The sequence below is a fragment of the Denitrobaculum tricleocarpae genome (genome assembly GCF_007004665.1).
Taxonomy (GTDB): Bacteria; Pseudomonadota; Alphaproteobacteria; order Kiloniellales; family Kiloniellaceae; genus Denitrobaculum; species Denitrobaculum tricleocarpae.
Genome location: NZ_ML660057.1, coordinates 191,517 through 213,701, shown reverse-complemented (window position 1 = coordinate 213,701; position 22,185 = coordinate 191,517). Strand labels below are relative to the sequence as shown.

General features: G+C 57.8%; 18 protein-coding genes. 6 read left to right on the top strand and 12 right to left on the bottom strand.

The features are described 5' to 3' along the window. Positions 1 to 26: 26 nt before the first annotated feature. Complete coding sequence (locus FKG95_RS18140) at positions 27 to 710, bottom strand: hypothetical protein (RefSeq protein ID WP_142897816.1); 684 nt, start codon at positions 708 to 710, stop codon at positions 27 to 29. 651 nt (positions 711 to 1,361) lie between these two features. On the opposite strand from FKG95_RS18140, the gene FKG95_RS18135 reads away from it, so the two are divergent. Further along, positions 1,362 to 2,309 carry a transcription antitermination NusB family protein gene (locus FKG95_RS18135; RefSeq protein WP_142897815.1) on the top strand — a complete coding sequence of 316 codons (948 nt, stop codon included), beginning with the start codon at positions 1,362 to 1,364 and terminating at the stop codon, positions 2,307 to 2,309. A 268-nt stretch (positions 2,310 to 2,577) separates the two neighbouring features. Further along, on the top strand, positions 2,578 to 3,573 hold the full coding sequence (locus FKG95_RS18130) for a hypothetical protein (protein WP_179954160.1): 996 nt from the start codon (positions 2,578 to 2,580) through the stop codon (positions 3,571 to 3,573). 308 nt (positions 3,574 to 3,881) lie between these two features. On the opposite strand, the gene FKG95_RS18125 is transcribed toward FKG95_RS18130, so the two are convergent. The 5 genes from FKG95_RS18125 to FKG95_RS18105 all read right to left on the bottom strand — a co-directional run bounded on the left by FKG95_RS18125 (position 3,882) and on the right by FKG95_RS18105 (position 10,803). Further along, the gene (locus FKG95_RS18125) at positions 3,882 to 6,227 is read right to left on the bottom strand and encodes a hypothetical protein (protein ID WP_142897813.1); all 2,346 of its coding nucleotides are present in this window, start codon (positions 6,225 to 6,227) and stop codon (positions 3,882 to 3,884) included. Positions 6,228 to 6,536: 309 nt separating this feature from the next. Further along, the gene (locus tag FKG95_RS18120; protein WP_142897812.1) at positions 6,537 to 7,724 is read right to left on the bottom strand and encodes an HD domain-containing phosphohydrolase; all 1,188 of its coding nucleotides are present in this window, start codon (positions 7,722 to 7,724) and stop codon (positions 6,537 to 6,539) included. 45 nt (positions 7,725 to 7,769) lie between these two features. Further along, complete coding sequence (locus tag FKG95_RS18115) at positions 7,770 to 8,873, bottom strand: HDOD domain-containing protein (RefSeq protein ID WP_142897811.1); 1,104 nt, start codon at positions 8,871 to 8,873, stop codon at positions 7,770 to 7,772. Further along, positions 8,874 to 10,247 carry a PAS domain-containing sensor histidine kinase gene (locus FKG95_RS18110; RefSeq protein ID WP_142897810.1) on the bottom strand — a complete coding sequence of 458 codons (1,374 nt, stop codon included), beginning with the start codon at positions 10,245 to 10,247 and terminating at the stop codon, positions 8,874 to 8,876. It lies immediately after the preceding gene. Positions 10,248 to 10,251: 4 nt separating this feature from the next. After that, a complete protein-coding gene (locus tag FKG95_RS18105; RefSeq protein WP_142897809.1) occupies positions 10,252 to 10,803 on the bottom strand; it encodes a heme NO-binding domain-containing protein in 552 nt (183 codons plus the stop codon). Between the two features lie 287 nt (positions 10,804 to 11,090). On the opposite strand from FKG95_RS18105, the gene FKG95_RS18100 reads away from it, so the two are divergent. Continuing rightward, positions 11,091 to 12,254, top strand: a complete 1,164-nt coding sequence (locus FKG95_RS18100; protein ID WP_142897808.1) for a hybrid sensor histidine kinase/response regulator — start codon at positions 11,091 to 11,093, stop codon at positions 12,252 to 12,254. 187 nt (positions 12,255 to 12,441) lie between these two features. Here the strand turns inward: FKG95_RS18100 and FKG95_RS18095 are convergent, their stop codons facing one another. After that, positions 12,442 to 13,530 (bottom strand): DNA-binding response regulator, encoded by a 1,089-nt coding sequence (locus tag FKG95_RS18095; protein ID WP_142897807.1) that lies wholly within the window; start codon positions 13,528 to 13,530, stop codon positions 12,442 to 12,444. Positions 13,531 to 13,821: 291 nt separating this feature from the next. On the opposite strand from FKG95_RS18095, the gene FKG95_RS18090 reads away from it, so the two are divergent. The 3 genes from FKG95_RS18090 (at position 13,822) to adhP (ending at position 17,949) form a co-directional block, all read left to right on the top strand. Further along, the gene (locus FKG95_RS18090; protein ID WP_218940241.1) at positions 13,822 to 14,667 is read left to right on the top strand and encodes a phosphate/phosphite/phosphonate ABC transporter substrate-binding protein; all 846 of its coding nucleotides are present in this window, start codon (positions 13,822 to 13,824) and stop codon (positions 14,665 to 14,667) included. Then, positions 14,652 to 16,565, top strand: a complete 1,914-nt coding sequence (locus FKG95_RS18085) for an ATP-binding protein (RefSeq protein ID WP_142897805.1) — start codon at positions 14,652 to 14,654, stop codon at positions 16,563 to 16,565. The genes FKG95_RS18090 and FKG95_RS18085 overlap by 16 nt, the downstream gene beginning before the upstream one ends. Before the next feature lie 364 nt (positions 16,566 to 16,929). Next, positions 16,930 to 17,949: an alcohol dehydrogenase AdhP gene (gene adhP / locus FKG95_RS18080; RefSeq protein ID WP_142897804.1), complete on the top strand. Its 1,020-nt coding sequence runs from the start codon at positions 16,930 to 16,932 to the stop codon at positions 17,947 to 17,949. Positions 17,950 to 17,953: 4 nt separating this feature from the next. Here adhP and FKG95_RS18075 read toward each other — a convergent pair whose 3' ends face one another. From FKG95_RS18075 to FKG95_RS18055, 5 genes are all read right to left on the bottom strand, one after another. Further along, complete coding sequence (locus FKG95_RS18075) at positions 17,954 to 18,352, bottom strand: GFA family protein (protein ID WP_142897803.1); 399 nt, start codon at positions 18,350 to 18,352, stop codon at positions 17,954 to 17,956. Positions 18,353 to 18,440: 88 nt separating this feature from the next. Then, complete coding sequence (locus tag FKG95_RS18070) at positions 18,441 to 19,337, bottom strand: diacylglycerol kinase catalytic domain-containing protein (protein ID WP_142897802.1); 897 nt, start codon at positions 19,335 to 19,337, stop codon at positions 18,441 to 18,443. A 1-nt stretch (position 19,338) separates the two neighbouring features. After that, on the bottom strand, positions 19,339 to 20,358 hold the full coding sequence (locus tag FKG95_RS18065; protein ID WP_142897801.1) for an SPFH domain-containing protein: 1,020 nt from the start codon (positions 20,356 to 20,358) through the stop codon (positions 19,339 to 19,341). A gap of 36 nt (positions 20,359 to 20,394) precedes the next feature. Beyond that, a complete protein-coding gene (locus tag FKG95_RS18060; RefSeq protein ID WP_142897800.1) occupies positions 20,395 to 21,099 on the bottom strand; it encodes an NUDIX hydrolase in 705 nt (234 codons plus the stop codon). 175 nt (positions 21,100 to 21,274) lie between these two features. After that, the gene (locus FKG95_RS18055) at positions 21,275 to 22,081 is read right to left on the bottom strand and encodes a phytanoyl-CoA dioxygenase family protein (RefSeq protein WP_142897799.1); all 807 of its coding nucleotides are present in this window, start codon (positions 22,079 to 22,081) and stop codon (positions 21,275 to 21,277) included. Positions 22,082 to 22,185: the final 104 nt, after the last annotated feature.

Here is a 22,185-nt window from a genome sequence, read left to right as displayed (position 1 = left end):
TCGAATTTGTGTGAAGCGATTTCCTGTCAGTCGATTTCAGCAGTATCGACAACATCCGCACGGTTGCGCAGTTTTTGCAGGGCGGATTTCAGTGTTGCACCATTCACGCTCGCGTCCAGGTCTAAGTAATAGATACCCAGAGAAGACGGGCCTTCCTTGATCGAGAGGCCGGTTTCCAGCAACAACGAGCGGATAGCGGCCTCTGTAGCGTGGGGTTTGAAGGTGACCTGTAACACGGCGCCGCTGGCGCTGCCGGCAAGCTGCGGCTCGCCGTCGCGATCCTGCCACTCTTGCGTCGAGAGACCGGCGAAGACGGCAAGTGTCAGGCAGGCGGCGACGGCCACGTGCCGCCACCAGAAGGCAACGCCCTCGCCGCGGGCGCTCAGTTGAGCTCGCCCAGCCAGATCGCTGGCCCGTTTTCCAGTGAGGGTATCGCAGGCTGCGCCTGAGCCGTTCCCGGCGATACCTTTAGGTGCGATATCTTTCTGCAGGCGTTTCAGGCCAAGCTCGCCCGGTGAATTGACGAGAGACTGCCGCTTGACGGCATTGCGCAACCGCTCGAGGTATATGAGTTCGATCCGTGCGGCCTCGGAGCGTGCCAAGTAGTCCTCGATGGAGGCCTGTTCATCCTCGTCAAGCGAGCGGTTCACATAGAACGGCAGGAGCTTCATGAGCTCTTGATCGTTCGGCTGTTCCTGTGCGTCGGTCAAAGGTCGTCTCCCACTTTTTCCGTGCCGGTCTGGTTCGTTTCCGGTCGGGGCAAATTCTATCTACTCTTGGGAGCCAGTCTCCGGCTCTCCAGTGTGGTTTCATAGCGTATGTCGCCGACTTCGGGTGAAGCGTTCAAATTTGGGACGGCGGCTCGCGATTATGTGATTGGTGCGTCCGGTTATCCCGTTTTTTCAGGTGCTTGAGACTGCTCGAACAGCTCTTGGTTGATAGCACCCGGCGACAGATACGTGTTTTCGGATATGGTCTGGATTCGGATAGCACTGGGAGTATTCGCCCGGCGCCCAGATTGTCCGAAGTCTTGTTGTTTCAGTAGGTAGGGTTTGGTCCGTTTCCGGTTCAAAAACATCATCACCGGCAGGCCCACGGGGAACGCCCGTCACTGCCTCGTCTTGCTGAGGCAGCGAGTATTTTTGAACTTTATCGAAGCAAGAACCGACCAAACGTTGTGGAACTGACCTTTCGGCATCTTTTTTGTTTCGGCAGGTGACAGTTGCGGCGGGAGAAAGCCTGACGATTGCGAACCCCGGGGGACGACTTCCAATGGACCGGCCCTTGCCCCGGCGTCGTCGGGACTACGCCGTCGCGGTTGCCAAACCGGTTCCGGCTCCACAAAGCTTGGAGATCAAGAGGTGAATGAAGTTGAATCTGCAGAACACCAATGGGGCGGCCGCAACCTGATTGGAGGTGGCGTCGGTGCCGGACCTGCCTTAACGCTGAAGCAGCTGCTTTACAAACTCGAAGATCATTTCCCCACCCTATTATCGGGAGAAGGCAGCTTAAGGTCCGAGCGGGAGATGTGGAGCGATCGCCTGCTCTCAACCTTTGACGGCGCCTACCTGGAGACTTTAGGGCCACCGGGCGCGATATCGGGCCTGCTCTACAGCTATGACCCAGGACCCGAATCCGAAACCCGGAAAAAACGGATTTGGGCGGGCACGCTTTTACGCAACGCATTACCCCGGTGGCGGGGTGGGAAGACCTGGGTACGGCGCGCCTTGCTGCGGCTCGAGGAGAACCGGCATGCCGAGTGCGTTCAGAAACAGGTCGAGGGGCACAGCCTGACCGTTGAATACGATCCGGGCAGCGATGCTTTGGGTCCCCGCCTTGTGATGCGGATCATGCCGCCGGTGGCTGCGAAACCGCCTCCGATCTCCCTGGGGGTTTCCTGTGACGAACTCCTGAACGGCCTTCGCGGTGTCTTCTCGAAGCAGGAGGAGCCCTGGCCGAGAGAAGCGTTTCATGTCCCGCACGCAGAGTTCCGGCCCCGGAACAGCTCGGCGTCTCTCTCGGTCTTCAGTGCGCGGGATGAGGTTACTCAAATCGCTTACGTCTACCCGCTCAGCGATGAAGTCAAATCCGAGTTGGAACAGAACCGCCGCTACGCGCTTGAACTGGTCAGAAACACTTTTCCTCACTGGCCCGAGGCTTCCGAGTGGCTGCGCAACGCGATCGTGCGCATGGAGCTTGAGCAGGGTTATGCGGATACCAAAGTCCTGCGCCGCGGCCTCTGCCTGCAGGTCGTGCATCATCAGGGGGACATCGTCATCTCGGTCATCCCCGAGGGGATTCTCTTCTAGCGCCGCGTCGGCTGCAGCGCATGCGGTCTTGAACTTGGCTCTGGAATGAGAGGCCGGGGAATGATCGGCCAGGGAATGATCGGCCGGGAAATGATTGGCCAGGAAATGAGAGGCAGAAGTCCGCATGAGTAAATTTCAGTGTTGCATACTGGTCTTCATGGCCGGGATTACCGCCCCGGCGCTTGTTGCCTTTGCTGCTTCGCCGGCTGAGTCGGTATCGCGATACCCCGGACAGAATTTCCTTTCAGCAGAGAACGGAGGGCGGCAAATGGAACTGCTTCAGACAGTCGCTGCAAATGACGACAACAGCGGTTTGGGACGGTCGCGATTTACCTTTAAGCAACTGACGCACAGGCTTGAGAAGCATTTTCCTGTTCATCTTCCAGGTGAGGGAAGTCTGGCCGCGGGGAATCAAGTCAGCGGCGATCGGTTCCAATCGAGCTTCGAAGACACCTATCTTGATATCCTTGGTCCGACTGACGCAGTGAAAGGCCTGCTTTACAGCTTCCGCCCCGGGCTCAAAAGCGAAAGCAGCAAAAAGCGGGCCTGGGCCGGCATACTTATGCGTAATGCATTGCCGGGATGGCGCGGTGGCAAGGCGTGGGCGCGCCGATCGTTGTTCCAGCTCGAGGCCAATCCCGGCAAAGAAGTCTTCGAAAAGGAGGTGGAGGGCTACAGTATCATTATCGCCTACGAGCCGGGTATCGATGCGCCGGACCGCCGGATAGTCATGCGCATCATGCCTGTGCTTGTTGAGAGTGGGGTGCCCCGTAATCCCGCGGCCCAAGATCCGCTGAGCGAAGGTTCAACAGCTGACAAGCCCGCAACGGCTTCGCTCGGGCTTTCGATGTCTCAACTTCTGGGCGGGCTCGGTAACGCCTTTCCGGAACGTTTGGAACAGCGTGGGGAGCTCTATTTGGGGCCGGACATACCCTACGATCAGTTTTTCTCGGAAAACAACTTCGCCTCTCTTTCGACCGCCGGCGTGTCGAAAGATCTCATTCAGATCCAGTACAGCTACCAGCTGCGCGAAGATCATAAGCCGGAATGGGAACGAAACCGCGCGTACGCTCTTGCGCTGATTAGGAACGTTTTCCCCGATTGGTCCGGCGCGGGCGAATGGTTACGAGGGGCCATCGCCAAAACCGAAGACGAGCGTGGCGAGGAACGCCTGAGACTCGTCCGCGATGGGATTGCGGTGGAGGTTATCTACTACCTTGAAAATATCGGCATTTCGATCTTGCCGGAAGAACGTTACTTCTAGACCGGATCATATTCAGACGGAAAGACTCCCCGTTTTTGTCTGAATATTTGAATCCGTTCCGGTTCTTATAATTAGATCAGGTTCGCAAGCACGATGCATCGTCTTCGGCCATTCCATCTAAACCTGATCTGATCCAACGGGCATCGGGTTAAATCGAAAGTGGAGCCGAGGCAGCGTTTTTAGAGCACAACGACGCGTTCGGATCGCTCAGAGAAAACGGGTAATTGCGACATGCGCCGGTTTGCCGACGCACGCTTCAACAGCTTAAAGACGAGCCCGGTCGTCCCTGCAAAACGATGAAGACCGCGTTACGGTGAAGGCTGCGCAATGGGTACGACTTCCTCCTCAGCGTCGACCCACACGTAACTTGCATCGATCCCCGTCTTATTGTGGCACTGCATGCAACCGACGCTGCTTTTTTGCACGCTACGATCATTGTTACCGTCTAAGGGGTTATAGCTCACCTGGAAGGTTTCCATCGTGGTATTGCGTAACCGGACACTGGTGTTGTTCGCCGGATCGATAGGGGCAATCCGGAAGCAGTCGCTTGCCACCTGATTGTCGAGACCGCAAGGGCGGGTATAGACTTCCTTAGGATTGCCCGGCACGTTGGCACGGATCGGCCACTGGGTATTCACCAGGACGTAGTTTTCGAAGGCTGTGCCTTTCAGTTGCGCGCGGAATTTTTCATTTAGTCTGACCGCATCCCCCCCGAGACCGATCTTGTTGAGCCGTGTGACCTGATTGGCGACCGGCGGTTTCGGGGTCGGGTTTGTCGGAGCGCAGGCTGGATGAACCCTGTTGTTGAGAATGAGCTGCAGGTTAGCGCAATATCTGCCGTTCTCAATGGTTTGAATGCCTTCTGCCGCCAAACGTTCGCGGCAGGCTACAGGTAGCTTTGCCTCTGACGGCGGAAAGACGCCCGGTCGTTGTGTCATACAGGCGGCAGGACCGGGGGTATTCTCTGCGGCTTGTCGGCTGAACAGCGTGTAGTCGGTCTTTGCATCGCCTGCGCTGTCAGCTGGCGGTACATTGTCAACGTGCTCGAATGTTGACCAGACCCATTGCGGTGCCCAGAAGGTTTTATGCGCGACGTGCAGGCCCACCAGACCGAAGACGTAGCCCTGCGTACAGATGTCACCTTCGCTGGTTGCCTCGAAGTAATCGCCCTCGCGGGTGACGTAGCGCTTCTTTAGATTTTCCAGATGATCCAGATCGGACACATTGGCCGGCGCCGCGCAGTCAAGACCGCCCTTTTTACCAGGATCCGGAGTGCAGAGAACCCGCCAGGCGCCCTTGATTTCGATGGCGCCTTCCTGAGGCGTTTTCGCGGCGGTGTTGTGAGTGCCGGCAGGGAATCTGACATCGAAGTATTTGCTGCGTTCGGGTAACGCAGAACGGTCGAAAGGACCGCTGGCGCTGTAGTTCCCGGTGTTTGCCAGCTCATTGGCTTTCAGATACTCGAATTCCGCACGGTTGAACCTGACCTCGTAGCGCAGCGTCTGTTTCTTCTGATCGACGAGGGTGTTGAACTGATTGCCGAAGGCCTGGTGCGTCTCGTTCAGTACCTGCGTGACACTCCGGAATTTGGAATTCATCCGGAAGACCTTGCGATACCCATTACCCTTACCGCAGGCGAGGGGTGGTTCCTGGGGATCGTCGAAATTTCGATTGTCCAGTGTCCAATGCGGGTTTTGAGGCTGGAAGGTTTCGTAGACCTCCCTGTAACTCTCCCAAACGCTTGGCCGGTCGGCGGCTTGGCCGATGATGCTGGAGCGGTCGGGTTCACCGCGCAAAATCCGGTCGCCGTCAAGCGCGACGGGCCAGTTAAGAGCTATAAAACTCCGCCAGGACAGGCAGTCGAACATAGTCTGCGCCTGGTCAGGTGTCAGCTTCGCGGGATTGGCGCCCACGTCGCCGGGCAGATCAGGGCTCAGGTCCGCAGTATCGCAAAAATCCGGGGCAGGGGCATTCAGTTCGGGCATATTGCGCGTGAAGGTCTTGGACCCGAACTTTAGCCTGAGACTATCGAGCAAAAAACTGTAGTCGGAACGTTGTGTCGGCGCGTGGCAGCCAAGACAGAAGTCTTGTGGTTTGCCATAAGCGGCCATACCGTCAAAGTCGAAGAGCGCACCTCGGTAGAGGAACCAAAACCAGTTGCCGCCCGGGCATTGGCCGCCAATACGGAACTCATCCGCCTTGCAGTAGCCGTCGAGCTTGATCATGACAGTTGGCCAGTTGGCCGCTTTTGGGTCGGGACCGGTTACATAGTTTCTTTTGAAAATGATCGACCCGTTGGGCAGATCGACCTGATCGAGCAGAGAGGTCTTCCTTGCCTTAGTGTCGTCGAGGATCAAGTTGACTTTGTCGAAGGCAGGTCGATTCAGAAAAACCTCGACCAGGTTCCCGTGCATGGGTGTTGAGCTGTTAAAACGGGGGCCGCCGACGTTAACGATGGGAAAGCGATGCCAGTTGGGGTTGCTTTCGAAGTCGACTTCATGCAGATCCCGGTTAAAGGCGGCGGCGCAGTCTTTTGCGGCGGCTACGCAGACCTTGGCGCAACTCTGCGTGTCAGCGAGACAGGAACTTAGCGAGAAATCAGGCGGAAAGCCCTCTACAGGATGTTCTTTCGGGGAACAGCTGCCTAACAGCAAGAAAGTAATGAGAAATCCCGATGCAGACAGCCCGCGTTGTAACACTGTTAGACAGGATCTGTTGAATAGTTTCTTGATAGGAAATGTGAGCCGGAACGAAATCATGTAATTCACCCCCGGTTATTTTATAACTGCGTATATCATCGAAAAGTTGCAGTCTTCCAATTGTACACAGATTTTTTCCGGCACCAAACGTTTCGTTGTTCTGGTGGATTTGTTTTCGCCAAAAGGCTGTATCGATCTCGGCCAGGTGAGCCGTTGAAAGGGAAGTTTTTGGTATGAGCAGGTTGGAGAAAAGATCTTCTACAGTCAGGCGTCGATCAATGCATCCTCGTCATCGTGAACTTCGATCACCATCAGCGGTTCCTTGATTTTGTGAACTTGGTGATAGTTTTGGATCTTCTTGATCATGGCACGGGTCAGTCTGTGTCCTGCGGCGATAAGGACGGTTTCCGATTCCGTCACGACGTCCTCGTGCAGTTTGTGAACGTCGCGCAGCAGGCGGACGGGCACTTCATGAACCTCAGGTGCGTCTTCGGTTTCCGGCGTTTCATCCGGCGGCGTCAGGCGTGCACGCGCCAGGGCCAGGATTTCCGGATCATATTGCGCGCTGTTCTTTGCCATCGCATCGAAGACCGATGCGGGCGGCAGGTCCGCATTGCTGGCGGCAGCCAGGTCGATCAAGACCCGCAGCACCCTGGCTTCCTTCGGCAAGTCTTCGCCTGAAACCCCGTCGCCCGGAAAGCCGCTGCCGTCAAACCCGGCGGCCTGATAATAAACGGCGGTGGCGACCGGCCCCAGGCGCGGAATATTGGTGATCAGATCGCGTGCGACTTCGGGTGAACGCGAGACCAGGCCTTTCTCGACCTCCGTAAGTGCCTCGCCCTTTCGCCGTTTGCCGGCGAGTTCCGCGGGGAGGGTGATTTCGCCGATCGAAGAGAGCATGATCGACATGTTGAGCGTCCAGGGATCGGTCAATTTAAGCGGTTTCGCAATCGCTCTTGCCCAACTTCGGATCCGTGCCGTCTGCTTGAAGGCCTCGGGGTTGTGCAGGGACAGGACGTCTACCAGCACTTTGACGCTGCCGGCCAAAGTCTGTTCCAGAAGGTCCCGTTCTGCGGTGACCAGCCTGTACTGCTCCTGAGCGGCCTCCACCGCCTTGGCAAGGTCGTCCGGGGCGCAGGGTTTGGTCATGAAGCGGAAGATATGACCTTCGTTCACGGCTTCCATGGCGGTCTGCTGATCTGCGTTGCCGGTCAGCATCATTCTAACGGTGAGTGGGTTTTTGCCTTTAACCTGCCTCAGGAAAGTGATGCCGTCCATTTCCGGCATCTGCTGATCGCTCACCACAACCGCGAACTCGCCATCCTCTTCAATCGCCTTTAGTCCCGCAGCAGGTCCTTCCGCTGTTTGCAGGTCGAACCGTTTCCGCAGGTTGCGCTTAAAAGCGCTTAAAATCTGAGGGTCATCATCGACAAATAGGACACGTGCATTCATGGGTCTATCCTGTTGGCTTCACCGGCCTGTTCGGCTCGATAGAGTTCACGCCGCCGCTTCCTTTCGGCCATCGCCCCCGGCTTGTCTGGCAGCCTGAAGAGCAAGCAGCACGGTATCCCGCGGATCGGGCGCAGTGCCGGGTGTCGTTTGATAGGCTATGGCCGAGCTGACAGGGTCGGGAAGCCCCCAAAGGAGGGCAAGATATCCTCCGACATCATCCTGCGTGCAGTTAAAGGCCTGGTCTTCTTGCTGGCTCAGAGCCGCCGGGTCGACCGCGCCGCCGCTTTCAAGACCAGTGTAGCAGTTCGGAAAATTGGTGCAGATGACCAGGCGGCCGATGTTGTGCAGTAAACCTGCAACTCTTGCCAGTTCGATCTCCGCGGGAGACGCCTGCGCTTCGGAAGCCGCTTTCTGCGCCAGCGTGGCCATGGTTTTGGCCTGCGCGAGCGTGTTACCGAAAACGGCGCTGTTCAGCGCCGGTGTTGCCGACATGGGCTGAAAGCAACCCTTGTCCACCAAGGGTCTGATAATATCGATACCCAACAGTCTGACGGCTTCTGCGGGGCTGTTCACCGACTGTCCGATCCCGAAGTAGGCCGAGTTGGCCAGTTGGAGGATCTTTGCGGCTAAACCCGGTTCCGATGCAAAGATGTCCGCCGCGTCCTCGAGCGAGCTGGAGTCGCCTTCCACAGCGACTTTCAAGCTTTGCAGAGCCTCCTCCGAAACCGGCAGACACGCTGTGCCCGAGACGGCAAGTTGGAGATCAGCGCGGGGCAGCTTGCTCTTCGCGGCAAGACTTCGTTGGATTTTTTCGCAGAGACTGTCCGTGTTGCAAGGTTTGGGCAGGAACTGATGACTGACACCGACGGTGCGGAATGTCATTTCCCGGTCTGCTTCGCCGGAGAGAATGATGCGTAGACTCTCCGGGTGCGTCCGCGCTGCCTCCGTCATTAACTGAGCGCCGTCCACGCCGGGCATGCGCATATCCGAGACGATGACGTCCACGGGATTTTCACTCAGATGGCTTAACGCCGCCTCTCCACCGTCCAGGAAGTCCATGTCCCACTCATTGCGCAAGCGGCGAAAGGTTCGTTGCAGTCCCCGCAGGATGTTTGGTTCATCGTCGACAAAAATAACACGTGCGGACATCTATACGGCCTCCTTTACTTCTGGGGTTCGTACTGCCGGCAGGGTGATTGTGAAGGTGGTGCCGACGCCTTCTTCGGTGGTGAAGGAGAGTGTTCCATCATGTTTCTGAGACACGATGTTAAAGGCGATCGAAAGACCCTGGCCCGTGCCTTTTCCAACCCCCTTCGTCGTGAAAAAGGGATCGAAGATCTGCCCCTGGTTGGCTTCCGGGATTCCGCAGCCGTTGTCGGTGATCGCGATCGTCACCTGACTATCGGAATGGCTCGTCTTGATGGCAATCTTGCCCAGACTTTCCCCGCCTTTGCTCTCGATGGCGTGGGCCGCGTTGACGATCAGGTTCATGATCACCTGATTGATGTCGCCCGGCAGGCAGGGAACCATAGGCAAGCCGGCATCGAAGTCCGTCGTTGTTTCGGCAACATATTTCCACTCGTTCCGGGTGACCGAGAGTGTCGTTTCGATCGCCTGGTTGAGGTCGATCGCCGTCATCTCGGTGGTGCCGGGGTGGGAAAACTCTTTCACCGCCGTCACGATTTTGCTGATGCGCTCAATGCCATCGAGGGTTTGATCGATCGAACTCGGAATCTCCTCCTTAAGGAAATCGACATCCGCCGCCTCGGCATTGGCCCGGACCGCACCTGTTTGCTCCTTATACTGATCGTCGGTGTCGGCTTTTTGCAGCAGAACGTCGTATGCCTGAAGAACGGACATCAGATCCGAGAAGGATTCCTTAAGGAAGTGCGCGTTGTCGTTGATGTACTGGATCGGCGTGTTGATCTCGTGGGCAATGCCACTCGCGAGCGTGCCAAGAGATTCGAGCTTCTGCGACTGTCGTAACTCTTGCTCCAGACGCAGCTGTTTCTCCTGGGCCTCCTTGCGCGCAGTGATATCGCGGCTGATCCATACGCCATGTCGCTTTCCTTCCAGTTCGAAGACGGATACCGCAAGTTCGAGAGGAAAAGGCGTTCCGTCGGCGCGAAGCCCCACCATTTCCTGCATATCGCCAACAGTCATGAACTTCTTTGCCGGATCGCGCTGGCGCTCCAGTGCAACGGCGGCTTCACGCGAACTCTGATCGAGCAAATCGTATAGGTTCGTCGATTTAAGCTCGCCCGGCTCGCGGCCGAAGGTCATTTCCGCCGAACGGTTCGCCCGCTGGATCTTGCCATCGCCATCGGTCAGTAGAATGACCGTCAGGGCTTGGTCGAAGATGGCATTGAGTTGCTGCGACTGGCCGATAAGAGTCTGGGAGGCCTTGAGAAGCTCTTTGTTGGAGAGATACAGCTCGCGGCTCTTCGCCTCCAGGAGGGCTTCAGCTTCAGATCTTGCGGCCTTTTCGCGCGCCAGCCGCTTTTCAAGCGTCCCGATATCCATGGTTTTATGCAGCCTTTGAGAGATTAAAGCGGACCCGGCTGCCTTTGCCCTCACTCTCGTCCTGTCGATCGATGCTGACCTTGTCCTTCACCTTGAAATGGTCGAGACAGCCCAGGATCAGGCCGTGTGCCGCGTCGGCGAGGCAGCGTTTTGACTCGTAGGTCACGACGAGTTGGCCATCTCCGGGCCGTTCCGTCTTCACCGAGGGCAGATCTGCATCGGGGTAGAGTTTGCGGACTTCGATGTGAATGTAATTTTCGACACTCTCGAGAAAGGCGAAGACGTCCTGGTCGTCATTGACGAAGTGTGGATAGATCGCGACGAGACGATGAAAGAAATGCTCACCGAAGGTGCGCACGAGATCCGGTACTTCGGCGCCGGTTTCCGCGGCCAGGTTGACGACCAGTTTTACGAGTTCGGTGTGGTCGTAAGTGCCGACCGCCGTGTAAGCGCCGTTGGAGGCCAAATCGGCATTGTCTATGATTCGTTCCGCGATTTCCGGTGAAAACTTATCGTCCACCATTTCGAGGAACTCGGTAAATACAACACCTTTCATGTTCATCTCTCCAAGTCACTGTAAACATAATTGAGTTTAGTGTGATATTTTATAATGATCTCTTGTAATAACTGTTAACGAAACATACTAATGGTTGTGTGTTTTAGCGGGTTTATTATTCTTTTTGTTTTGTTTTCAACTATTTTTGTCTTCCAATGAGATTAATGACGAATTTTATTAAATCTCCCCCCATTTGAGGACTGCGCCGAAAGTTTGTTGCGATCATGCTCCTGGCCATGAACACGGACGACCCGGTTTCGTGAAGCTGTTGACGAGGAGACACAGAGATGGCCAGCAAACAAAAAGTCCTGCTTGTGGATGACGAACCGCATATCCTGTTTGCCATGAGCCGCCGCCTCTCGCGTAAGTTCGACGTAGCACTGGCCACGTCGGTCACGGACGCCATGAAGAAGATTGAGGCATCAGAGCCTTTCAGCGTGGTGGTCAGCGACATGCACATGCCGGGCGTGAATGGCCTCGATTTCCTGGAAACCCTGAAAATCAGTGCGCCTCTGGCGACCAGGATCATGCTGACGGGCAGCACCGAACCGGACATTGCCGTCGATGCCGTCAATCAGGCCGAAGTCTTCCGTTTTATTCGCAAACCCTGCACGGGCGACCAACTGAGCAAAGCGGTGGAGGACGGTGTTTTGATGTCCCTGCGCCAGCGCGACATGCTGGATGCGTCGAAGCGGGCGAACGAAACCATGAAGCAGACCTCTGATCTCTTTTCGACCATGAGCCACGAGCTCCGGACACCGCTCAACCACATTATCGGTTTCGCTGAGATCCTTGAGCAGCAGTTGGATGATGACGGTCGGAGCCGTGACTACGTCTCGACGATCCGCGAAAGTGGTACGAATCTCAGTGAGATCGTGAACAGTCTGATGGACTATGGGGCAGTGCAGTCAGGGCAGTACACACTCGATCGGCGGCCCGTATCACTGCGCGACTTCGCGACCGATTGCATTGAGCGTATCCGGCCGGAGTGTGATCAAAAAGCGATCCATCTCTATGTAGATGAACCCGAGGATGATGTCGAACTCTTCATCGATGCACAGGCTTTGTCCGTGTGCGTGGGCAATCTCTTGTCGAACGCCGTTAAATTCAGTCACCATGAGGGCGCAGTGCTGCTGGAGTTCTCCGTTGATGAGGCTGGCCTGCTCACGGTCCTGGTCGCTGATAAAGGGGTCGGAATCGAGCCGGAGTGGTTGGACCGCGTCATGCAGCCCTTTGCCAAGGAAGCCGACGTTTATGATGGCGCCTTTGGCGGGATTGGCATGGGACTTCCCCTGGCTCGGGCCCTGGCGAATTTGCAGGGTGGCCGCATTGACCTCGATAGCTGCCTGGACGAGGGCACAAACGTACGGATTGTGATCCCCGCGGCGTCCGTAGAGGTACCGCCCCAGATCTCGCATGCGAATGTGGTGGCTTTTCCAAACCGACAATAGGTTTTCCGCGAGTCTGATAGCTTTTGGCCGTGCTGCGGTTAAAAGCCTGAGCCTCCCTCCAGGGCCCAGAAAACCCCATCAGACTCATCTCACACCGTGAGACGGCAATTCGCGCCCTTGATCGTTCCACTCAAGGGCGTGAACTGCGTTTTGGTCCAGCGGGCTATAGGCTCCGGGGCAGCCCCGCTTATGATGAGAGCCGCGGGTAGGTGAGGACAAGCTTAACCAATTCCGCCTGTCGCTTGGTGTCCGTCTTGCTGAAAGCCTGCTTCAGGTAGGTGCGTGCCGTGCTTACGGTGACACCTGCGTTCTCGGCTGCTTCGTCCATCGAAGCGCCCTTAACCAGCTCATGAACAATACGTGCCTCGGCGCGGGTCAGCCCGAAGAGCCGCGAGATCGCCTCGGCTGACGGCAAGGGTTGGTTCTCCGGATCGGAGACATAGAGCGCGACAAGCGGATTGCAGGATTCTTGCGCCTGTTCGGAACCTGGTGCCGCGATCGGAATAGCGAGCACAGAGTAGGCGCGTTTCTGCGAGGGGCGTTGGAGGGAGACCACAAACGAACCCTGTTCGTTTTCCTGTGGGTCGGCGGCTGCCATCTGGATGAGTTGGTGCAGCTTTTCGGACTCCGATGTCGTCGAGGCCCGGCAAATCTCGCCGGCGCTCATGCTCAGGCCATCGCTTCTGGAGAGGAGTGCACCACCACTTTTGTTGGTCAGAAGAACCCGTGCGGCCGGGTCGACAACGATCACACTGAGCGAGAGGTGGTCAAGTGCCGCCATGCCAATAGTGTTATTAATATCAGAGAGATCGCTGTCTCGTATCTCGGCCGTTTCTCGTGTCTCGGGCGTCTTTTGTATCTCAGCCGGACCCTGTGCCGTCACCCTGGCTGCGAGGCCTGCCTCGATGCCTTCCTCCAGAAGTTCGGCCGGACAGGGCTTCGTGTAAAAGCGGAAAACACTGGCATCGTTAATTGCGCCGACGGCTGTGGAGAGATCTGAGCTGCCTGTCAGCATGATATAGGCGGCTTCGGGAGAGAAACGCCGCATGGCGGCAATCAGCTCGAGCCCGTTCATGCCGGGCATCTGCATGTCCGAAACGACGACATCGATATCCAGTTCCTGCGCTTTTTGCAGCGCGGTCTTCGGTGAGCTCTCGAATTCAAGGCACCAACGGTCGCGCTGATGGCGGAGCTGGCGGGACAATGAGCTCAGAACTGCAGCTTCGTCGTCAACGAAGAGAATGACCGGTTTATCCTTGTGCATGGGCAGTTTCATAGGCCGGCTTTTCTAAGAAACCCTAAATCCAAAGGTCTTTTGCACGGGCCGCCGGCAATCCCCCTCAAATGGGGATGACCTAAATCCGAAGAAAACGGCATGCTCTTGCGTAGAGAATAAAGCCTCAGTGTTAATAAATTCACTGCAAATATAGTGGTAGTGTGATTTAGATTTCTGAAGCAAAGGTGCATGGAAGGGTGAGTTGGCCCGCAATATTGGAGATCAAAAATGCAACGAGTTTTTTCAAAAGCGAGAATTATTCCGCTTTCTATTCACCCTATGCGATTTTATTTGCTTATTGCGGCCGTCCTGCAAATCACCCTTTCGACTGTCGGGACTGCGGCCGCCGACAGCCGGGAAAGCTTTGTATTCGGGATCGTGCCACAGCAATCGGCTTCGCGACTGGCGCAGGCCTGGGTGCCCTTTATGGAGCGCTTGAGCGACGTCAGCGGCTATCGCATCGAGTTTGCGACGGCAAAAGACATCCCGACCTTTGAAGCCTGCCTTGCCAAGGGTGCCTATGACATCGCCTACATGAATCCCTATCATTACACGGTTTTTCACGACCTTGCCGGATACCAGGCAATAGCGCGCGTTCGTGACAAGCGGCTTCGGGGTATCCTGGTCGCCCGCAAGGATGCGTCTCTTGAAAATCTGGAGCATCTCTCGGGCAATGCGGTTGCCTTTCCGTCGCCTGCCGCCTTTGGCGCAAGTGTTATTCCCCGTGCGGAACTGAAGGCACGGGGGATCGACATCTCGCCGAATTACGTCAAGTCGCATGACTCCGTCTACCGGGCGGTTGCGGCAGGCCTGATGCCCGCGGGGGGCGGTGTCATGCGGACCTTCAACAATGTTCCCGCCGACATTCGGGATCAGTTGAAGATCGTCTATCGCACCGACGGCTATACGCCACATGCCTTCGCGGTGAGTTCGCGGATGAATGGGGCACAGTCCGAAGCTCTCTTCGAGGCGATGCAGCAGGTTGCGGCGAATGATGCCCAGACCCTCCAGCCCCTGGGGATGAAAGGCTTCGTACAGGCGGCCAACGCGGATTGGGATGACATTCGTGCCCTGCAGCTAACACAGAACCACACCCAGATCGTTTCGAACGAATCCCTGCAATGTCATTCCGGCTAAAAACAGTCCTCGGTATCGCGGCGATCGAGTGTGTTCTGCTGGCGATACTGGTGATCAGCGGTCTTCATTACCTGCGAAGCTCGAACGAGGCACAACTCCTCGAGCGCTCGCAGGTTACCGCGCGTTTGTTCTCGACCATGACCAGCGACGCACTGCTCTCGCTGGACCTGGCGACCCTGGATGCCCTCGTCGGTCAAACTCTTCAGAATGACGACATCCTCTATGTCAGAGTTCGCAACGCCAACGGACTGGTTGTGGCGCAAGGCGGAGACAGCGGCGCGCTGGAAGCGGACTTCTTGGAGGACGATTCCATCGAAACGACGTCGAACGACATGCGTCTGGATGTTTCCGCGCCGATCGTCTCCGCTGGAAAGGACTTCGGCAGAGTCGAGATCGGCCTCTCGACCGCGACCATCGAGACCACTCTTGGTGATGCGACCCGTTGGATGCTGTCGATCGCCGCGATGGAGATCCTGCTGGTGGCCGTTTTCGGGTTGCTTTTAGGCACCGTGCTGACCAAGCAGTTGGCGCTTTTACGCAAAGGCGCGAAACGTGTCGCCCAGGGGGATTTCGGTTATCAGTTGCGGGTCACTGGCCGTGATGAACTGGCGGACACCAGCAACAGCTTCAACCGCATGTCCAGAGCTCTGGCCGAATTCGCCAAAGAGGCCGAGGAGGCCCGGCGGAAAGCCGAGGCGGAGCGTGAGCACGCGGAGACGGTCATGCGCGATGCCATGAACAGCATGGATCAGTCCGTTGTGATCGTGGATGCCCGGGACAGGATCGAGTTCGTCAACGAAGCTTTCAAAGAAACCTATCCTGATATCACCGCCAATGGAAACATGCCGCAGAGTTTCGTCGAGCTCTCTTGTCTGCTGTCGGAACAGTTGGAGCCCGCGGACGACGACGGTGAGTCCTTGAATGCCCTTTTGGAATCGGCCGCGCCCTCGGCGGGGGCCGGCATCACGGAAGACATGCAATGGCAAAGCCGCACGCTGGACGGCCGCGTTCTGATGAATTCGCGGCGCCAGATGTCGAACGGTGGTGTCGTCGTGGTCGAAACCGACATTACCGAGCTCTTCGATGCGGTCGAGCGGAACCGGCATCTCGAGATGGAGGTGATGCAAAGCCAGAAGATGGAATCCCTGGGAACCCTGGCCAGCGGCATCGCCCATGAGATCAATACGCCAATCCAGTATGTCGGCGACAATGTGAAGTTTGCCCGGGAGTCCTTCTGCGATCTGAACCAGGCCTTGTTGGACCTTCGTGCCGGCAAGGGCGATCTCGAGACGGCGCTGGAGGAGATGGATTGGGAGTACCTGTCCGAGGAGGTGCCGCGCGCCTTGCAGGAAGCGACGGATGGCGTGCAGGCGGTCAGCCGGATCGTTTCTTCCGTAAAGGCCTTGTCGCACGGGGACAATGGCGAAAAGACGCTTTACGATCTCTCGTCCCTGATCGAAAACGTCGTGACGGTCTCGAAAAACCAGTGGAAGTACTGCGCCGAAATCCGTTGTGATACTGACGATCAACTCGGTCAGGTGCCGTGTTTCCCGGGTGATCTCAGTCAGGTCCTGATCAACATGGTCGTCAATGCGGCGCAGGCGATCGAGGAAGCCGAAGAGGTTCGGGCCGGACTGATCCGCATTGCCGCCAGGCGGGAAGACGACGAGGCTCAGATCTCGATCGTCGATAACGGCAACGGGATTCCTGAAGACAAGATCGAGCGTATCTTTGATCTCTTTTTCACCACCAAGGCACCTGGCGTCGGCACGGGCCAGGGGCTGGCCATTTCGCGTTCGATCATTGAGGAAAAGCATGGCGGCAGGCTATCGGTTGAGTCTGAAGTCGGTGTCGGGACCACCTTCAGAATTTCCCTGCCTCTTGCAGATGCGGCCTGAGTTTCGGTCGTCCTAGTCTGCGCGGCCGCAATCAGATTTCCTCCTAAACGCCCCCCAGCGGATCCCGCGCGCCAGTTCTCTCGTCCGCGTCTCTTGTGAAAAAAATCGAGTGGACGGGTCGCCCGTCAACAAATTTCGTTGAAAATGCGATGTTCGGCTGGACAGCTGTGGATTGTGCACCACCTACTACCTAGGGTCTGTCTCTTGCGCTGCGTCACATCGTTTTCTGTCAAGTAAACGCTATGATATCGCTTGGCGATTTGGATCAACGACACGGGCGGGGAAAGGAGTCAGACATGTGCTGACACACCACCTCGGCGTGGGTGGGCGTGTTCAAAACCTCTTGTCCAACAGGGAGCCAAGCATGCCAGGTACCATGAAAGCCGCTGTCGTCACGGAACTGGGACAGCCACTGGAAATTATGGAAGTCGAGAAGCCTGACGTCCGCGACGGAGCCGTTGTCGTGAAGGTCGAGGCCTGCGGCGTATGTCATACCGATCTGCACGCCGCACAGGGAGACTGGCCGGTCAAACCCTCGGCTCCGTTTATCCCCGGACATGAGGGCGTCGGTGTGGTGGCGGAAATCGGCAAGGGCGTGTCCTGGCTGAAGGAAGGCGACCGGGTGGGCGTGCCCTGGCTTCATTCCGCCTGCGGTCATTGCCGCCATTGCGTCGGCGGATGGGAAACCCTTTGCGCCGAGCAGCAGAATACCGGCTACGGTGTGAATGGCGGATTTGCCGAATATGTTCTCGCCGACCCGGGTTATCTTGGATTGATCCCCGACGGTTTGGAGTTTGCGCCCTCGGCGCCGATCCTCTGCGCCGGCGTAACCGTATACAAAGGCCTGAAGGAAACCGAGGCGAAGCCGGGCCAGACCGTTGCCGTCGTTGGCGTCGGCGGCCTGGGCCACCTGGCCGTTCAGTACGCCAAGGCCATGGGCTTTCATGTTATCGCCGTCGATATCGCAGAGGACAAGTTACAGTTAGCCAAGAAATCGGGCGCGGATCAGGTCTTTAACGCGGCGGAGCAGGATGTGGTGGACGAGGTTCAGAAAGGTGGCGGTGTCGAGGGTGCGCTGGTGACGGCTGTATCGCGGGATTCCTTCCCTCTGGCACTCGGCCTGCTGGGCCGGGGCGGGACTATGAGCCTGGTCGGTTTGCCGCCGGGCGGTTTTGAGCTGCCGATCTTCGATGTGGTTCTTTCGCGCAAGACCGTCCGTGGTTCCATTGTCGGGACGCGCAACGATCTCACCGAGGCTCTGCAGTTTGCCGCCGAGGGCAAGGTCGCCTCCCACTATTCAATGGACAGTCTGGATAACATCAACGCCATCTTCGAGCGTATGGAGGCCGGAAAGATTGAAGGCCGCGTGGTGATGGAGATATAGCGCCTCACATCCGGGTGGTCGGTTGCCGCTTGACTGCGACCGACCACCAGGACGGTGCTTCTCTCGCGAAGCTGTGCTGTTTCCCCGGAACGATCGCCGAGGGGGCCTCCAGTGAGGTCATCGTCAGGGATATCTTGTCGTAGCCTTCGTCGATTGCGCAGATCGTGCTGCCGCAGTTCCGGCAGAATCCGCGCTGAGTCTTTTCCGATGACTGATAAAACGCGGGTTCGCCAGCTGGACCGGTCCATTCGATCTGGTCAATGGGGAATTCGACCCAGGCAACGCTCGGGGCGCCGGACCAAAGCTGGCACATCCGGCAGGAACAGAGGTGGGGAAAGGTAGGTTTTCCCGCGACCTCGTACCGGACGTTGCCGCAGAGACATTGACCTTTGCGTTTCTTCACCCGCGTTTCCCCTGTCTGCGTGATGGTTGCAACTCTGCGGATATGGAGATCATCAGCAGGGGCGGCAAGAGGGCTGACAACGGGATGGTCAAGGCAGCACCATCCTCAACTGTTTCTGCGAGATACCGATCTCGGCCTCGACGCCCCAGTTGAAGGCGAGGAAGTCCTGTTCGATCCCGTCGGCAAAGATCACGCCGCCTTCGTTGATGCGTGAGAGAATGCGCAGGCTCGTGTCCTTCTGAATCTCTCCCGCCGAGATTTCACACCCTGAGATCCGGCTCGGCCAAGGTTCGCGTGCGAAGAAAGCCGCGCGCGGTTCTTCAGGTCCGATCTCGATGCTGTGATGGGTCGCGGTCATGATGGATTTTGCCCAGCCGGTCATGCCGGTGCCGGTTGCGACGATCATGCCGGAAGAGGACTGAAACTCCTCGGCGCCGGCGTAATTTACCACGTAACGCGCCGACTGATGCGACCGGTGACCGATAAAGAGCTCGTTCAGGGCGGTCAGCTCATCGCCCTCGCCCAGGCGGGCCCGGACCATTGCGCGCTTCTGAAATCCCACTTCCTGATGGGCAACGGCGGGAAGCAGTTCGCCGAGCAGATCAACCGGATTTGGCGTCAGGACTCCCTCGGTTCGTGCCGGGTCGGGGCTGATACCGATCACCGCCTGACCGTCGAGATACTTTGCCAGGTTCGCGACCAGGCCGTCCTGTCCGATGGCGACGATGATATCGTTGGGAAAGAAGAGGAAGCGATTCAGATCGTCGCGTAAAACCTGGGCAAAGGACCAGTCGCTTGGAATGCTGCGCTTGGCGCCCGTGATTGCCTCGGCTTCGATCCGGTCACGGGCTTCGACTTCCTCGATGTTCTGACCACGGCTTTGCAGGAAAAATGCTGCCTGGCCCCGCGTGGCATGCGCGGCCAGGAGGCTGGCATATTCGGTCTGACGTGTGATCAGAACCACGCGGGGGTTGAGACTGCTCATGTTATCCTTGCGCCTCCGTCGATCCGACCAGGCTCTTTATCTGGTTCATGATGCCGGCCAGCATGTCCGGGCTGACCGTCAGGCTGTCGATCCGTTCCAGCTTGCCGGCAAACTCCTGGGCTGCCAGGGCGTAGAGAACAGCCGGAGGCACCGAGCCGTAGGCGGACATGCGGGCGGTCTCCATATCGGCAGCCGCCTGTTCAACCGAGCGGATCCGCCGGGCCTCTGCTTCCGCGGTGACGATCTTGGCCTCGGCGTCAGCCTCGACCGTGATCCTCGATGCCGCGGCCAGGGCCTCGGCTTCGGAGCGGGCGTTGGCGTCCTCGCGGGCGATCAGCTCTTTCCGCCGCGCGGCTAGCTCGACCTGATTGTTCAACTCGTTTTCGGCAATGGCGCGTTCCTTTTCGACGGCCAGCGCCCGGCGGCTGAAGGTCGCTTCATCCGCCTTCTGCTGCAGGCTTTCGAAGGTCGGCGCCTGCAGCGCGCGCGACAATTCGGAGCTTGGGGTCAGGGCCGCCACGCGGACGCTGACAATCTCGAGCCCCATGGAGGTGAGGGTCGGATCTTCGGTGAAACCCGCGTTGATGGCCGCCTGCAGGGGCGCAAGGCCTTTCTCCAGCAGTTCGCGGACACCGTATTTCTTCAGGTGCGTATCGGCGAACTCTCGCACCAGGCCGTTCAGCACGGACCTGATCTGATCCTGAGGCTTTCCGGCGGAGCGTCCGCTCTTCAGGTCGATAGAGAAGTCCACGCGTTCACCAAGGCGCTGTGCATCGACGACACGCCAAGAGACGACGCCCTGGACCGCCAGGTCCTGATAGTCCGAGGATTGGCCCTTGATCATGAAGTTTAGTTCCCGGTCGTCCATGGGGATCTCGCTGATGGACGCGCCGGTCGGGTCGAACCAGAACGACAGGCCACGCCCGGCGCGCACTGTCTTTCCCTTGCGGAAGTATTGGACGTAGCTGGAGGCTTCGGACCGCAGCTGACTGAGCAGGGGGTACTTTTTGATCTGTGCCATTTTGCATTCTCGCTTTTCTACTTGAGTTCGCATTGCCTACTTGAGTTCGTAAAGTTCGGCGGGGCGGTATGCGCCTCCCGTTTCGAATTTGCCCGTTGCGCGGATCAGTCCGCGGTCGAGCAGTTTGCGGCGAAAGGCGGGCTTGGTCAGGGACCGGCCCAGGATCGCCTCGTGAATTTCTTGTGCATCCCGCAGCGTGAAATGCCGCTCCAGCAGCGCAAAGCCGATGGGTGTGTAATCCAGTTTGCCGCGCAGGCGCTTGACCACGTCGCCGAGCAGCTCTTCGTGATCGAAGGCGAGTTGCAGTTTCTCGCCGTCCGGGGAGAGGGCATCGGCGGGACCACCTTCCTCCCCGCGCCAGGGCACTTCGATCCGCGCGAGCAGCAAATCATCCCGTCCGTTGCTGACGGCGACGAGCTTTTGGAGCGGTGTCAGAGCGAAATAGACGACGCTGATGACGCGTCCGCGCGGGTCACGCTCCAGCGCACCATAGGTTCCAAGCTGTTCCAGATGCGCCTCGTATAGACCGGCCTTCTCCTTCATGACACGCAAGACAGTCTCGTCCAGCGTCTTGTCGGCATGAACAAATCCGCCAGGCAAAGCCCAGAGACCGCCAACCTCTTCGGCGTCGTTGCGCCGCATCAGCAGAACCTGCAAACCGCCCTGCGCAACCGTTAGGATCGCCAGATCGATCGCGACCGAGGGTTGGGGGTAGTCTGAGAGTTGTTTCGTCGGTTTCATTGGGTTTGCCTCTGTTATGATCAAAATAGATATAACTATTATAATCATAAGTCAAGGTGATTTGATGAAGCTCACGCCGGTTCTTAGATAGAGGTCTGATTTATAAAAGATTATTCGAAGATTATGTTGAGCTTCGGGTTTGGATCCGGGACGTCCGCAGTCACTTTTTTCTACGCTATTTGCTGCTGTGGCCGATGGCGAAATCGTTGCGGCCTGTGCGGTCTTCGCCGCGCAGCAACCAAAGGGGGCGGGTGGCGAAGTTGACCGGAATACCGCTTTTTCCGTCAAGCGGCCTCAGATCACGTTCGAAAACCGAGGTGGCGGGCATGTAACGGATCGCGACCCCGGCGCGCCGCTGCGCAGAGACGTTGGCGTCGGCGCCATGAATCATGAAGACGTCATGCAGGGACATTTCACCGGGTTCCAGCTCCAGGTCCACAGCGGTTCCCGCATCGAAGGCATCCTCGGCTGTGCGGTCGCTCAGAACGATATCCTCGCGCGTCTCATGCAGATGCGGGAAGAGGGCGCCGGTACCGTGGGATCCGGGGATGACGCGCAGACAGCCGTTCGCCCGGGTCGAAGGATCCAGTGCGACCCAGACCGTACAGGTCGCAAGCGGCCGGATCGGCCAGTAGTGACCGTCCTGGTGCCAGGGCGTTTCAAAGCCGGTGCGTCCCGGCTTGCAGAAAATCTGGCAGCCCCAGAGGATGATATCCTCACCGATAAGATCGGAGACCATGTCGAGAATCTCCGGCTCGCGGGCGAGCTCCAAAAAGGCCGCACTGCCACGCACACCCTCTGCATTCTTACCTTCTATATGGGCGCTGACCAGCTTTTCCGGGCGCACGTCCGGGTTGGCTTCAATCAGCTCGTCCAGGGTTGCACGCAGCCCGGCAATGCGTTCTTGGGACAGGCGAAACCGTGGCACCAGATAGCCGTCCTTGCGGTACCGGGCGATGTCTTCAGGCGACAGATGGGGCATGCAAAGTCTCCGCGGAACTGCTGTCGATTGGAGAAGGCTAGGGGAACCTGAAGCCCTGCGCAATTGCACTGAAGGTCATCTGCGGGACTTCAGCTTCCGTCAGA